The sequence below is a fragment of the Azoarcus sp. PA01 genome, assembly GCA_001274695.2.
GTDB lineage: Bacteria > Pseudomonadota > Gammaproteobacteria > Burkholderiales > Rhodocyclaceae > Aromatoleum.
Genome location: LARU01000002.1, coordinates 1,461,217 through 1,474,785, shown reverse-complemented (window position 1 = coordinate 1,474,785; position 13,569 = coordinate 1,461,217). Strand labels below are relative to the sequence as shown.

General features: G+C 66.0%; 13 protein-coding genes. 2 read left to right on the top strand and 11 right to left on the bottom strand.

Features of this window, described 5'->3' with window-relative positions; genetic code table 11:
- Positions 1-45: 45 nt before the first annotated feature.
- From PA01_07810 to PA01_07760, 11 genes are all read right to left on the bottom strand, one after another.
- Entirely contained in the window at positions 46-594 is a 549-nt protein-coding gene (locus PA01_07810; GenBank protein KON81524.1) for an NUDIX hydrolase, read from the bottom strand.
- Positions 591-1,160 (bottom strand): CTP-dependent riboflavin kinase, encoded by a 570-nt coding sequence (locus tag PA01_07805; GenBank protein KAI5913073.1) that lies wholly within the window; start codon positions 1,158-1,160, stop codon positions 591-593. The genes PA01_07810 and PA01_07805 overlap by 4 nt, the downstream gene beginning before the upstream one ends.
- Positions 1,161-1,164: 4 nt before the next feature.
- Positions 1,165-1,749 carry a UbiX family flavin prenyltransferase gene (locus tag PA01_07800; protein ID KON81523.1) on the bottom strand — a complete coding sequence of 195 codons (585 nt, stop codon included), beginning with the start codon at positions 1,747-1,749 and terminating at the stop codon, positions 1,165-1,167.
- A gap of 12 nt (positions 1,750-1,761) precedes the next feature.
- Complete coding sequence (locus PA01_07795) at positions 1,762-3,108, bottom strand: UbiD family decarboxylase (GenBank protein ID KON81522.1); 1,347 nt, start codon at positions 3,106-3,108, stop codon at positions 1,762-1,764.
- 108 nt (positions 3,109-3,216) lie between these two features.
- Positions 3,217-3,471, bottom strand: a complete 255-nt coding sequence (gene ppcG, locus PA01_07790) for a phenylphosphate carboxylase subunit gamma (protein KON81521.1) — start codon at positions 3,469-3,471, stop codon at positions 3,217-3,219.
- Positions 3,472-3,483: 12 nt separating this feature from the next.
- Positions 3,484-4,941: a phenylphosphate carboxylase subunit alpha gene (gene ppcA / locus PA01_07785; GenBank protein ID KON82378.2), complete on the bottom strand. Its 1,458-nt coding sequence runs from the start codon at positions 4,939-4,941 to the stop codon at positions 3,484-3,486.
- A gap of 49 nt (positions 4,942-4,990) precedes the next feature.
- Positions 4,991-5,500 (bottom strand): phenylphosphate carboxylase subunit delta, encoded by a 510-nt coding sequence (gene ppcD, locus PA01_07780; GenBank protein KON81520.1) that lies wholly within the window; start codon positions 5,498-5,500, stop codon positions 4,991-4,993.
- Between the two features lie 125 nt (positions 5,501-5,625).
- On the bottom strand, positions 5,626-7,047 hold the full coding sequence (gene ppcB, locus PA01_07775; GenBank protein ID KON81519.1) for a phenylphosphate carboxylase subunit beta: 1,422 nt from the start codon (positions 7,045-7,047) through the stop codon (positions 5,626-5,628).
- Between the two features lie 57 nt (positions 7,048-7,104).
- Positions 7,105-7,773, bottom strand: coding sequence for a CBS domain-containing protein (locus tag PA01_07770; GenBank protein KON81518.1), 669 nt, complete (start codon positions 7,771-7,773; stop codon positions 7,105-7,107).
- A 13-nt stretch (positions 7,774-7,786) separates the two neighbouring features.
- Positions 7,787-8,911, bottom strand: a complete 1,125-nt coding sequence (locus PA01_07765) for a phenylphosphate synthase subunit beta (protein ID KON81517.1) — start codon at positions 8,909-8,911, stop codon at positions 7,787-7,789.
- A 13-nt stretch (positions 8,912-8,924) separates the two neighbouring features.
- On the bottom strand, positions 8,925-10,763 hold the full coding sequence (locus PA01_07760; GenBank protein KON81516.1) for a PEP-utilizing enzyme: 1,839 nt from the start codon (positions 10,761-10,763) through the stop codon (positions 8,925-8,927).
- Positions 10,764-11,193: 430 nt separating this feature from the next.
- Between PA01_07760 and PA01_07755 the strand changes: the two genes are divergently transcribed.
- Together PA01_07755 and PA01_07750 are read left to right on the top strand one after the other, a co-directional pair.
- The gene (locus PA01_07755; protein ID KON81515.1) at positions 11,194-12,930 is read left to right on the top strand and encodes a sigma 54-interacting transcriptional regulator; all 1,737 of its coding nucleotides are present in this window, start codon (positions 11,194-11,196) and stop codon (positions 12,928-12,930) included.
- Positions 12,927-13,394: a pyridoxamine 5'-phosphate oxidase family protein gene (locus PA01_07750; GenBank protein ID KON82377.2), complete on the top strand. Its 468-nt coding sequence runs from the start codon at positions 12,927-12,929 to the stop codon at positions 13,392-13,394. The genes PA01_07755 and PA01_07750 overlap by 4 nt, the downstream gene beginning before the upstream one ends.
- The last annotated feature ends 175 nt before the right edge of the window (positions 13,395-13,569 follow it).

Below are 13,569 nucleotides of genomic sequence, written 5' to 3'. Positions count from 1 at the left end.
GGCGCGTCGGTCAGGCGGGCGGCCCGGTCGGCGGTGCGGTCATCGTCATCTCCCGGCGACCGAGCGCGCGGCGGGGCGCCGGCCCCACTTCCACGGTGCGGTGACGTCCTCGATGACGTCGAAGAACCAGCGGTCGAGGAGCGGCGCGCCTTCGGGGGAACGCTGCAGCGGCAGCTGGCCCGGCGCGACGAGGCGCAGCTCGGCCGCGTCGTCGCTGGCGACCGGGTGCCCGCCGATCGAATGCGCGCGATACGCGAGGATCAGCGCGCGTGCGCCGGTCTGCGAGTACGCGCCGACGAAACCGTCGACGACGACGTCAAGGCCGGTTTCTTCGCGCGCCTCGCGGATGACCGCGTCCTCCAGCGACTCGCCGAGCTCGACGTAGCCGCCGGGCGGCGCCCAGTAGCCGGCCAGCGGCGCGAGCCCGCGACGGATCATCACGAGATGGTCGGCGTGGTCGATGATCGCGAGCACGACCGGCGCCGGCTTGTGGAACGCGACGTAGCCGCAGGCCGGACAGCTTTCCCGTTCGCGTCCATGTACCTTGGCGAGCGCAAGCGGCGTCCGGCATTCCGGACAGAATTTCATTGTCATGACCGTTCTCCTCCGACGAGCCGCGCGATCTCCGTGCGCGAAGCGGTGCGTGCGTCGCCGCTCGCGCCAACGCGCAGCGGGACTGTGCTGCAGGTAAGCTCGAGCCGCAGCGCGACGCGGTCGCCGTCGCCAAGGCCGAGCGTCGCGCGCACCGGCACCGGCGCGACGATCTCGAATTTGTGCGATGGGTAGTGGGCGACGTCCGGCAGCACCAGCGCACCGTCGATCCGCCCGGCGAGCCGGACGCGGAAGCATCGCGCGCCGCAAAAGCCCGTGGGCGACGTGATCGCGATGCCCGATGCGGCTGCGAGTCGCTGGCGCGCAGCGCGCCAGCGCGGGCCGGACATGTGCAGGTTCAGCGTGCCCGGGTGCGGCACGAAGCCGAGCTTCATGCGGAACTCCTCGACGAGCCAGTCGAGCGACGTGAAGCGGCAAGCGACGCCGTCGCCGCGCGTGACCACGCCGGTGAGCGGGATCCTCGCGCCGGCGACGGGCTCGAAGCTGCCTTGGGGGGCGGACGACATCCGGACGAAGCGGCCGGTGCGCGTGACGGAGGCGAGCAGCATGATGTCAGCGCGCTTTCGCGAAATCACGTTCTTCGTTGCCGGTCCAGCGACCGAACAGGTCGACGTCGAGGTCGAACTGGTCGAGCACTTTCGTCACCGACTGGTTGATGATGTCGTCGATCGTCTGCGGGCGGTGGTAGAACGCCGGCAGCGGCGGCACCAGCACCGCACCGGTCTCGGTGACCTGCGTCATCAGCCGCAGGTGCCCGAGGTGCAGCGGGGTTTCCCGGATCATCAGCACGAGCTTGCGGCGCTCCTTCAGCGTCACGTCGGCGGCGCGGATCAGCAGGTTCGTGTTGAACGAGTTCGCGACTGCCGACAGCGTCTTGATCGAGCACGGCGCGATGACCATGCCGGCGTGGCGGAACGAGCCGCTCGCGATCGACGCGCCGACGTCGTTGATGTCGTGCACGCACGAAGCGAGGAGCTTGACGTCGTTGATCGAATAATCGGTTTCGTAGACGATCGTGCGCTTGGCCGAATCCGACATCACGAGGTCGGTCTCGACGCCGATCTTCTTCAGCACCTCGAGCAGGCGGATGCCGTAGATCGCGCCGCTGGCACCGGAAATTCCGACGACTATTCTCATTTCAGATCTCCCTCAGGAAAGCACTGCGGCGATAACTGCGCGGGCTTTTGCCGCAGCGGCGGCGGGCAGCGTGATGCGGTCGGACTCGGCGCCGCTCGCGCGCGTCGCGATGAAGCCGACTTTCGAAGCGGCGTTGCCGGACGCCGACGGATCGATGACATACGCTTCGCAGCCGTGGATCACGACGGTGTCGCGCGCCGGCTGGTAGCGCGTCGCCAGCGCCCATGCGACTTCGCGCGGGTCACGGATATCGACGTCGTCATCGACGACGGTGACTATCTTCAGGCGGCGGTCGAGGTTCAGCGCGAGCATCACGAGCCTTCTCACGTCGGCCGGCGTGCAGTCATGAACGGCGATGACGGCGGAAAAACCGCTGGTGCCGGCGGCCAGTTCCAGGTCGACGACGCCGCCGATCAGCGCCTGCAGCTGGCCGAGCAGCTCCGCGCCGGCGGCGAGCGACAACAGCGCGTCGACTTCGGCCGACCACGGGCACAGGCCGGGGTAGATGAAGTTGTCGCGATGCGTGACCGCGCTCACTTCGATGACCGGGCTGACGTTCGAGAAGTAATGCCCGGTGTTCTCGCCGAACGGCCCTTCGAGCTCGCGCACGCCCGGCAGCATTCGCCCCTCGATGACGATCTCGGCGCGCGCCGGCACTTCGACGTCGACCGTCTCGGCGCGCACCAGTTCGACCGGTGCGCCGCGCAGCGCGCCGGCGATCGCCATCTTGTCCGGCACCAGCGGACCGACCTTGACGACCGACGCGAGCAGCGTCGCCGGTTCGAGGCCGAGCGCGACCGCGACGTCGAGCGGCCGGCCGGCGGCTTCGGCACGCGCGAGGAACTGCGGCAGCGGCGGATTCGCGAGCAGGATGCCGAGCCGCCTGCCGCCTTTGACCATCATGCGGTGAATGCCCATGCCGCGGCGGCCGGTTTCGGGGTCGGTGCACAGCACGACGCCGGTGGTGATGAACGGCGCCGCGTCCTTCTCGTGGTGAGTCAGGATCGGCAGCAGCGACAGCAGGTCGTCGGGGGCGCGATGCACGACTTCCTTGACCGGCGCCGCGCCCGTCGTGACGACCGGCGTCACACCCTGTTCCTTGCGCTGCAGCCAGGTTTGCGCGAGCCGCTCAGCGGTCGTGCCGAGCGCGCGGGCGAGGCGAGGGCGGCTGGCAATCAGGTTGCCGGCGACGCGCGCGCCGGGATAGCCGCGGATGTCGTCGAACAGCACCGCCGGCGCGCCCGCGGGCAGGCTGCGCAACACTGCGGCAATCTCGAAGCGCGGATCGAACTCGTCGCGGACATGCCGCAGATCGTCGCCGAGGTCGGCGAGAAAGGCGCGCAAATCGGAATAAGCCATCGTTCCCCCAGTTCTTGAAACCGTGTAGAGCCGCGGCGCCGGCCGCGGGTGCGCGTCCTGAATGTGCTGGCGCTGCCCGGAACCCGCACGGGGCCCGGGCACGCGTTGCTACAGATACTTCGCCGGCATGCGCTGGACCTGCTCGATGATGCGGATCGAGAACTCCTGTTTGCACAGCTGGCCGCGCCCGAAGCGCACTTGCAGGCGGTCGGGGAACTTGTCGAGCGAATTCGACAGTTCGGCCTTGACGCGCTGATAAGTGTATTTCTTCAATCCCGGATTGAGGGTGCGCACGCTCAGTTCGAGCTCCGTGCCTTCCGGCAGTTCGGCCAGATCCATGACGAAAACTTCCCACTGGTTCATCGCGTCGTCTCCTTATTTGACCGGCTTGAAGCCGTAATCGGTCCAGCTGTTCGTGACCTTGTCCTGGATGTCCTGCGGATAGACTTTCTTGAAGCTGACGAGCGTCGGCACGTCGTTGGTCTTGTCCCAGTCGACCGGCCACAGGCAGTCGAACAGCACTTGCGAGCCGATCGAGTACTTGCGGTCGTGCGGCGTCGCGTGCGGGTACAGCGCGGTGCCGGTCGTGTTCTTGAACACGTGGATGCCGCGCTCCGGATTGCAGCGCGTGCAGAACGCGTGATAGACCTCGTCCCAGTTGAAGATGTCGGTCTGGTCGTCGACGACCATCACCATGTGGAACCACGGCCCGAGCTTCGAGCCGAACGCGAGCTGCGCGATCTGCATCGCGATGCCGGCGTAGGTCGGCTTCACGCCGACGATCATCATGTGGTGCGTCGAGCGCGGGTGCATATACACGCCGGTGACCGGAATGCCCTGGCTCTTCAGGAGCTTCTCGAGCTCGAGCCCGAGCGAGAACGAGCGCAACAGCTGCCCTTCGTCCTGCGGCACGCCCATGTTCGAGATCGTCATCGTCGCGTTGTTGCGGTAGGTGATCGCATCGACGCGGAACGTCACGCGGAAGTCGCGCGGGCTCGTGCGGTAGCCGGTGTATTCGCCGAACGGGCCTTCCTCGACCTTGTAGTCGGGCAGGATCATGCCCTCGATGATGATCTCGGCATCAGCCGGCACTTCGAGATCGTTCGTCTCGCACTTCACGAGGCGTACCGGCTCGCCGGCGAGCATGCCCGTCAGTTCCGGCTCGGGGATCGGCGACGGCGCGCACGCGGCCATCGCGGCGAGCGGCGACAGACCGATCGCGGTCGCGAACGGGCAGCCTTCGCCGCGCGGCAGGTAGTACTCGGTCAGCGCCTTGCCCAGATCCGAGAACGGGAACACCGCGCCCGACATCGTGCGGCCGTCCCACATCATCTGCCGGTACATGCCCCAGTTCACGTCGCCGCGCACCGGGTGCTTCGTGATCACCGCGTGCCAGGTGCCGACGTAGCGCCCGCCGTCGCCGTCATGCACGAGCGGCACCGGCAGCTTCGTCAGGTCGGCATCGGCGCCGAGCAGCACGTTCTCCTTGCACGGCGCGTCGCGGCGGTCGATCACGACCGGTTCGATCGGCTCGCTGTTCGTGCGCTTCAAGTACTCGGCGCCGATCTGCGGCAACGTCGAGGCCGGGTCCATGCCGAGCGAGATCGCCATGCGGCGGTAGGTCGACAGCGGAGCGCCGAAGTAGCTGAAGCCCGGATAGTCCTTGATGTTCTCCATGAACGGCGCGGCTTCGCCGAGCTCGCAGACGCGCCGCACGATCGCGCCGGCCTCGTTGTCCCAGTCGACTTCCTGCTTGATGCGCACGGCATCGCCGGACTTGACGCACGCGTCGATGAATTCGCGGTTGCTTTTCGGTGCTGAAATCTTTGCCACGTCGATCTCCTTGCTGTGGATAAAAGCGATTCGAAAAGTGTTGGATCGGTCAGTGGATTTTCGCGAGGACTGCGTCCCACTTGCCCTGCGCTTTCAGGATCAGCTCGGCGACTTCGCGCACGGCGCCGTGGCCACCGCGCGCCGTCGTCACGTAGGCCGCCGCTTCCTTGACGTCCGCGACCGCGTCGCCGACCGCCACCGGGAGGCCGACGCGCTTCATCATCGACAGATCGACGAGGTCGTCGCCGACGTAGCAGACTTCGGCGTCGGAGATGTTCATCTCCTCGAGCATCTGCGCGTACGGCTCGGTCTTCTTCTTGATCCCCTCAAAGAAGCGCTTGATCTTCAGCTCCTCGGCACGGTGCCGCACCGCGCCGGACTTCTTCGACGTGATGATCGCGACGTCGATGCCGCACAGCTGCAGCACGACGACGCCCATGCCGTCCTTGATGTCGAAGTTGCGCGATTCGATGCCTTCATCATTGATGACGATGCGGCCGTCGGTCATCACGCCGTCGACGTCGAGGATCACCAGCTTGATGTTCTTTGCCTGTTCCATGTCTCCAAATCCCTCTTGATTGATCACTTCCGTCTCGCCAGCCGAGCACCCGGATACCGTTCGGGCTGAGCCTGTCGAAGCCCTGCCGATTGCCCTTCGACAGGCTCAGGGCGAACGGAGGTACTTCAGATCCCGATCCCGTACTCGTGCCAGCGCGCGCGGATCTTCGCGAGCATCTCGTCGTCCATGCGCGCCTCGACCGGCTTCTGCTTCCATTCGTACGGGATGCACGCGTCCATCAGGATGCGCGACGTCGTGAGCTTGTCGCTGTCGGGATCGAGTGCCGGATCGAGCGGCGTCGAGCGGCCGCGCTTGATGAGCTCGGTGCCGCGCATCGGGTCGTAACGGCACGACAGCGCCCAGAACACGCGCTGCAGGTCGTCGGCCTGGATGTCCTCATCGACGGTGATGACGCCCTTGATGCCGTAGCTGCCGGTGTTGCTGCCGATGACTGCGTCGGCGACCTGGCGCGAATGGCCCGGATACGACTGCTTGACCGACACGACCGCCCAGAAGCGGCCGGCCGATTCCGGCAGCACGCACACCGAACTGATGCCCGGCAGGCGCATCTGCTCGAGCTCGGTCCACAACGTCGCGGTCCGCGTGAAGGCGAGCAGCATATGCACGTCGGTGACCGGCCGGCCCTGGCCGGTCGCCCACAGGATCGGGTTGTTGCGGTGCAGGATCTGCTGCACTTCGAGCACCGGCTTCGGGATCGGCTTGTGCAGCTCGTCGGTGTAATAGCCGGTGTATTCGGCGAACGGGCCTTCCGGCAGGAAAGCGTTCGGATCGATCTCGCCTTCGAGGACGATCTCGGCGCCGGCCGGCACCGGCAGGCCGGTCAGCGGCGCCATCAGGAACTCGGCCTGCTGGCCGCGCACGGTGCCGGTGATGTCGTAGTCGGAAGCCCCTTTGTGCATCAGGGTGCCGGCCATGAAGATCAGCGGATCGCAGCCGATGATCGCCGCGGCGGGCATTTTCTTGCCCATCTTCGCGTACTTCTTCATGATCCGCTCGCCGCGCTTGCCGGGCAGGATCTGCACGCCGCAGCGCTTGTCGTCGAGCATCTGCATGCGGTACGTGCCGAGGTTCACTTCGCCGGTCTCGGGGTCGCGCAACACGACCGACACCATCGTGCCGATGTAGCGCCCGCCGTCGAGGGGGAAGAACTTCGGCACCGGGAACATGTTCAGATCGACCTTGTTGCCGGTCAGCACGTTTTCGAGCACCGGCCCCTCTTTCACTTCCTTCGCCTTGATCAGGCCTTCGGAGGTGATCGTCTTCTTCATCCACTGCTGCGCCGACTGGCACAGCGTCAGGTCGTGGGGCAGGCCGAGCATGATCGCGAGGCGTTTCGTCGTCGCGAACGCGCCGGTGAATACCGGGGTGTCGTAGCCCTTGATGCTCTCGAACAGCAGCGCCGGGCCTTTCTTCTCCTCGGTCAGTTTGGAGACGTGCGAGATCTCCAGATTCCAGTCGACCTCGGTCGTGACGCGCTTCAGTTCGTGGGCGTCGGCGCACTGGTTGATGAAATATCTCAGATCCATTCGAAAACTCCTCGGTGGGTGACGGTGCAGGTCAGCGGGAAGGCGGAAAATGAGGGCTCAATGCATTGCCTGGACGGATTCGATGACTTCGAATCCCGCGTCGCCGAGTGCGCGGATCACCGCGTCGTTGTCGGCGGCGTGGAAGCGGACGATCACTTTCTTCGCCTGCGACGCGGAGGCCGCGTTCAGGTGGCCGATGCTGATCGGATAGATCGCGAGCAGTTCGGCGTTCGCCGATTCGACGATGTCGACGATGCGGCCCATCGTGCCCGGCTTGAGCTCGATCGGCGCGAGCGTCACTCCGCTGCGCTTTTCCCAGGCGCCGAGGAAATGCGCGGCCAGCGAATACATCTCGATCGCCGAGATCATGCCTACGACATTGTTGCCGTCCATCACCGGCAGCTGGCCGACGCCGTGCTCCTGGCCGACCTGCAGGCAGTGCTCCATCGTGTCGTCGGCGTCGATCGTCGCCGGGTTGCGGACCATGATGTCCTTGACCTTGACGTGATTCGAGAAATAGCTGAGCTCGTCGGTGTCCTGGGTGCGCAGCGCGGCGTGCGCGGCGCGCAGGCAATTGACCCGCGTGATGAGCCCGCGCAGGCGGCCGTCATCGACGACCGGCAACGCGTGGACATTGGCTTCCGACAGGATCCGCTTCGCCTCGGACAGCAGGGTGTCGCCGGTCAGCACGGTCGGATTCGGCTGCATCCAGTTGCGTACGATCACTTTGGTCGCCCTCCTAGCTGAGTCGTTTTCCGGCGAGCAGACTCGACACGATGTAATCCATCGCCGACGTGCTGCTTGCCGCACCGGTGGTTTTCTGCCGGTTGCTCCAGATCGTCTCGGGGCGCGCCTGCAGGATGAAAATGTTCCCGCCGGCCGGAAGGTTCTTGTCGATCGCCCACTCGATGTCCATCGGGCGGCCGTAGTGCTTTTCGATTTTCTTCGCCATCCACGCGAGTTCGCTGATCTCGTCGTCGGTGATCGACTGGATGTTCTGGCGCTCGACCGGCACCGGAAGCGCGATCGACTTCTGGGTCTTCAGATCGACGGTGTGGCAGAGCTCCTTCGTCGAGATCGTCCGCGTGATGATGTCGAGCGTGATCTTGTTGACGACGAAGTTGTCCGGCGTGACTTCGCCCGACACCACCGATTCGCCGAAGCCGAAATTCGCGTCGATGACGATCACCGAACGGTCGCCGGTCGCCGGATGCACGGTGAACATCACGCCCGCGGTGTAGGCGTTCGCCATCTTCTGGATGCCGACGCTGATCGCGACCTGTTCGTGCGGGAATCCCATCTTCATGCGGTAGGCGATCGCGCGGCCGGTGTAGAGGCTGGAGATGCAGCGGCGCACGTGATGGATCACGTCATCGACGCCGCGGATCCACAGGTAAGTGTCCTGCTGGCCGGCGAAGCTCGCGCCCGGCAGGTCCTCGGCGGTCGCGGACGAGCGCACCGCGACCGGCACCGCCGGCAGGTAGCAGCGCACCGACAGCTTGCGGTAGGCCTCGGCGATCAGGTCCTCGAGCTCGATCGGCAGCGGGCGCGATTCGATCATCTCGCGGATCGCGTGCGACGCCTCTTCGAGCTTGTCCATGTCCTCGTGATCGAGGCCGTCGAGGAGCGCCGCGACTTCGGCCTGGATGCCGGCCTCGCGCATGAACTGGGCATAGCCTCGGGTGGTCAGCGCGAAGCCCGGCGGCACCCGCACGCCCGCGTTGATCAGCTCGCCGAGCGACGCGCACTTGCCGCCGACGAGCTGCACCGAATCCTTGCCGCACTCGTCGAAAGAGCACACTTTCGGCGCGACGCTGTCGAGGGCGGCCCAAGGCAGGGCCGCTGCAGAAATAACGCTTCCCATCGGAGTCACCTTTTCAGCTCGTGATGATCGAGATCACGCCGGACGAGCCATCGACGCGCAACGTCATGCCGCTGCGGATCACGCGCGTCGACACGCCCGTGCCGACCACCGCCGGCATGCCGTATTCACGGCACACGATCGCCGCGTGGCTCATGACGCCGCCGACGTCGGTGATGCACGCCTTGATCTTCGCGAACGCCGGCGCCCACGATGGCGATGTCGTCGGCGCGACGAGAATCTCGCCTTCCTGCAGGTCGCGGATGTCCTCGGCGCTGCGGCACACGCGGGCGCGGCCTTCGACCGTGCCGGGGCTCGCGGCAAAGCCTTTCAGCTCGGTGATCGTGCCGGAGTCGCCGATGTCCTGGACCGCGGCCCAGTCGGACAGCGAGTTGTTCGTGACCCCCCACAGGACGATCGTGAAAGGCTCCTGGATCACTTCCGGCGCGACGCCGATCGCCGGTGGCGGGTTCCAGTCGCGGAATTTCTGCATCACGCCTTTGCGCCATTCGATTTCCGCCGGCCAGGTCGCGGTGCCGCGCGGCGTGACGCCGGTCGCCCACGCGGTGACGACATCCCACAGCGCTTGCTTGATCTCGTCGCGACGCAGGTACCAGATGTCCTCAACGTCAGCGATCATGCCGTGTTCCTTCATGATCGCGCCGACTTCGCGCATCTTGTTCCAGAACACCGAGTGGAACCAGTGCTCGACGTAGAAGAGGTGGTTCTCGACGTACGGGAACACCGTCTTCGCACAGCCGAGCAACTCGTCGAACTGCTTGCGGTCTTCGTCGTTGTCGATCAGCTCGCGGTATTCGGCGGTGATCCGGTCGCGTTCGGCGCGCACCGCTTCCATCGGCCGGTCGATCGAGATCCCCGCACGCAGCTTGCCGATGTAGGTCTGGATGCCGTCGAGCGGGATGTTGAGGTTGTCGTTCCAGCTGCGGTCGGTGTGGAACCAGCCGGTGCCCGACGAGATGTTGAACCACGGGTAGCGCGCTTTCTCGAACGCGGCGAGCCACTCGGCGCCGTGGCGGTGCGCGCCGAGCGCGGCCCTGACGTCGTCCCATTCGCGGTGCCCCGCGACGATGCCGTCGACTTCGAGGGCGACCGCCTTCTTCGCCAGTTCCTTCAGCTCGTCGTCAGGGCGGTACATGATCACGTCGATGCCGGAGATCATCTGCGTGACGCGCTGCATCGGGATGCTCGGGAACAGCTTCTGCGTGAAGTCCATGAAGAACACGTAGGCCGCATAGCCGAGGTTCAGGAACTCGAAGTGGTACTGCCAGCACTTGATGCCGAGGTTGATCAGGTCGTCGTAGTTTTTCAGCAGGTGATAGCCTTTCGACTCGCCAATCCCGTCAGTGACGACCGACAGGTCCTCGACGTCGGGCAGGCGCGGGATCTCGAGCGCCTCGAGCTCGGCGATCGTCGCCTCCATCTTCACTTTCCACTTCGCTTCGAGCGCGTCCCAGTTCTTGTAGTAGAAGCCTGCCCGCTCCATGAAATTGGGCACGCGGCGGCCGATCTCGTCCGGGTCCTTGACCGGCACCGGCGAGATATAAATGTAGCCGTTGATGATGCGGTGATCGACGCCGCGCACCGGCGGCACCTGGAAAATGCGGTTGTTGAACTGCGACAGCGCGAGGTACCAGGCCTCGTCCCAGATCGTGTCGAACGGGTACAGCGGCTCCGGGTAATGCAGCCCGTCGTAGAACCAGAAAGTGTCCTTCTCGTACTGGTTGCGCTGCGGGTCGTCGGTGACGAACTGGTACTGGTACGGATACATCCGCTCCCAGCCTTCGGTCCCGGGAATCGTCTTGGCCTTGATGTCGTGCGGAACAGGAAACTTCATCTGATGCCCCCTCCTTTGTAATTCCGGTGTCGGTCGCGGCACCCGGATTTGTTGGACGACGCCTGCCGGAGTCCTTTCGCAAGGGGTGTGCCATTGCGGTGGCGCTGCGCGGCCGAACAGGCCTTCTGCAGACCCGGGGATGGAGCCGGAGCGCCCGTACGGCGCGCGATGGAAGCGTTTTCGGGGGCTGACGCAAAAGGCCGGAAAAGGCGCAGAAGCGGGGCCGCGGCGCGGCAGCGGGCAACGAGCGCAGCTTTACCAATTGATGAGATTTCATCTTCCGTGGCGACGCGGCTTGATCATTTGGTGAACTGCCGTTCAGTGGCGGTCCGGCTCCGGCCGCATAGTTGTCGTCTGAACTCTTTGATCCAGGTCAACACGAGGGGTCGTGGCGACGCGTAGAACAAGCGATCCAGGAGGAGGGCGAGGCATGACCAAGCTCCAAGACGCGAGCCGCGCAGACGGCGCTGACCTGAGGTCACGCGTGCATTTCTGTTCCGACACCGGACAGATATGGCTTCATGAACACCGCATGCTGCTCGTGCATGCGGAAGCGCAGGCGTCCTTGCGCAAGGAACTGATCGACACGCTGGGCATCACCCGCGCGCGCGGGTTGCTGCTGCGCATGGGCTACGCTTCGGGGATGCGCGACGCCGAGCTCGTGCGCACCCGCGCGCAGGACATGACGGACATGGAAATCTTCATGACCGGACCGCGGCTGCATGCGCTCGAAGGCAACGTCGGCGTCGTGCCGATCCGCGTCGAGTTCGACCGCGCGTCCGGCAGCTTCTACGGCGAATTCCGCTGGATCAATTCGTGGGAAGGCCAGTCGCACCGCCGGCACTTCGGCACGCACGACGAGCCGGTGTGCTGGACGCAGATCGGTTACGCCTGCGGCTACACTTCGGCGTTCATGGGACGTGCGATCCTGTACAAGGAAGTCGAATGCGTCGGCATGGGCGACGAGTGCTGCCGCATCGTCGGCAAGCCGGTCGAGGAATGGGAAGACGCCGACGAGCACATGCGCTTCTTCGCGCCGGAGTCGATCGCCGACCAGTTGATCGACCTGCAGACGCAAGTCGTGCAGCTGCGCTCGACGATCGGCGAGAAGAACCAGATTCCCGGCGACATGATCGGCACTTCGCCGGGTTTTCGCGCCGCCCTCGAGCTGCTGAGCCAGGCAGCGGCGAGCCCGATCTCGGTGCTGCTGCTCGGCGAGACCGGAGTCGGCAAGGAACTGTTCGCGCGCGCGCTGCACGAGATGAGCACGCGCCGCGACCGTCCGCTCGTCGCGATCAATTGCGCGGCGATCCCGCACGATCTGGTCGAATCCGAGCTTTTCGGCGTCGAGAAAGGTGCCTACACCGGCGCGCTGGTGTCGCGCCCCGGGCGTTTCGAGCGCGCCGACGGCGGCACGCTGTTCCTCGACGAGATCGGCGATCTGCCGTTGACGGCGCAGAGCAAGCTGCTGCGCGTGCTGCAGGAAGGCGAAGTCGAGCGCCTCGGCGACGACCGGGTGCGCAAGATCAACGTGCGCCTCGTCGCCGCGACCAACGTCGGGCTGCCGCAGCTCGTCAAGGAAGGGCGCTTTCGCGCCGACCTTTACTATCGCCTCAACGCCTACCAGATCAACATCCCGCCGCTGCGCGAACGCCGCGAGGACATCTCCGTCCTCGCCAAGCATTTCCTCGAAAAGCACGCTGCGATCAACGGCAAGAAGCTGCTCGGGTTCACCGACAAGGCCAAGCGCGCGCTGACGACCTACGCGTGGCCCGGCAACATCCGCGAGCTGCAGAACACCGTCGAACGCGGCGTGATCCTCGCGCCGCACGGCACGCGCATCGAAGTCGAACACCTGTTCCTGTCGTGGGGCGACGAGGCGCGCGAGTTCGGGCTCGACCCGGACGGCAAGCTCGACGCCGGGGACGGCGAGGCCGGCAAGTCGATCTGCGACGCGGTGTGCGACGGCACACTGACGCTCGACCAGGTCGAAGCGATGCTGATCGAAGCGGCGACGGACAAGGCGCGCGGCAACCTGTCGTCCGCGGCGCGCATGCTCGGCCTGAGCCGCCCGCAGCTCGCGTACCGGCTCAAGCGGCTGCACGAAAGCGGCCATGCGCGGGCGACGCCGCAGCCCGTGCGCGAGCCGGGGAGCGTCGAATCTTGAGCGCGGCAGCGGCGCGCGAAGCGGCGCTCGCGTACCTGCAGACGCACCACGTGATGACGCTCGCGACGCACGGCAGCGACGGCCCGTGGGCCGCGGCGGTGTTCTACGTCAGCGACGGCTTCACGCTGTATTTCCTGTCGGCGCCGGCGAGTCGCCACGCCGGCGCGCTTGCCGCGCATGCGCGGGTCGCGGTCACGGTGCAGGAAGACTACGCGGACTGGCCGCAGATCAAGGGCATCCAGGCCGAAGGGCTGGCGTGCGAAGTGTCGGGCGACGAGGAAAAGCGCGCGCGCCGGCTGTATGGCGACAAGTACCCGGTCGTCGGCAAGCTCGCGCTGGCGCCGGCGGCGATCGTCAAGGCGCTGGCGAAAGTGCGCTGGTACCGCTTCGTGCCCGAGCGCGTGTATTTCATCGACAACGCCGCCGGCTTCGGCCACCGCGACGAGATCGACTGCGCCGGCTGAGCCCGGCTCGGCGCTCCTGCGCGCCGCCGAAGGGCGATGCAAGCGGTTGCGCTCTGCCGGTTCCGCACCTTCCCTCCCGCAAGTCCGCTGGCGAGCTGCAGCTGCCCCGAGGGCGGCGGCCGCGCGCGCGCGTCGGCAATTCCGCCGGTCCGGGAAAAGTGTTTCGCTGCCGCGA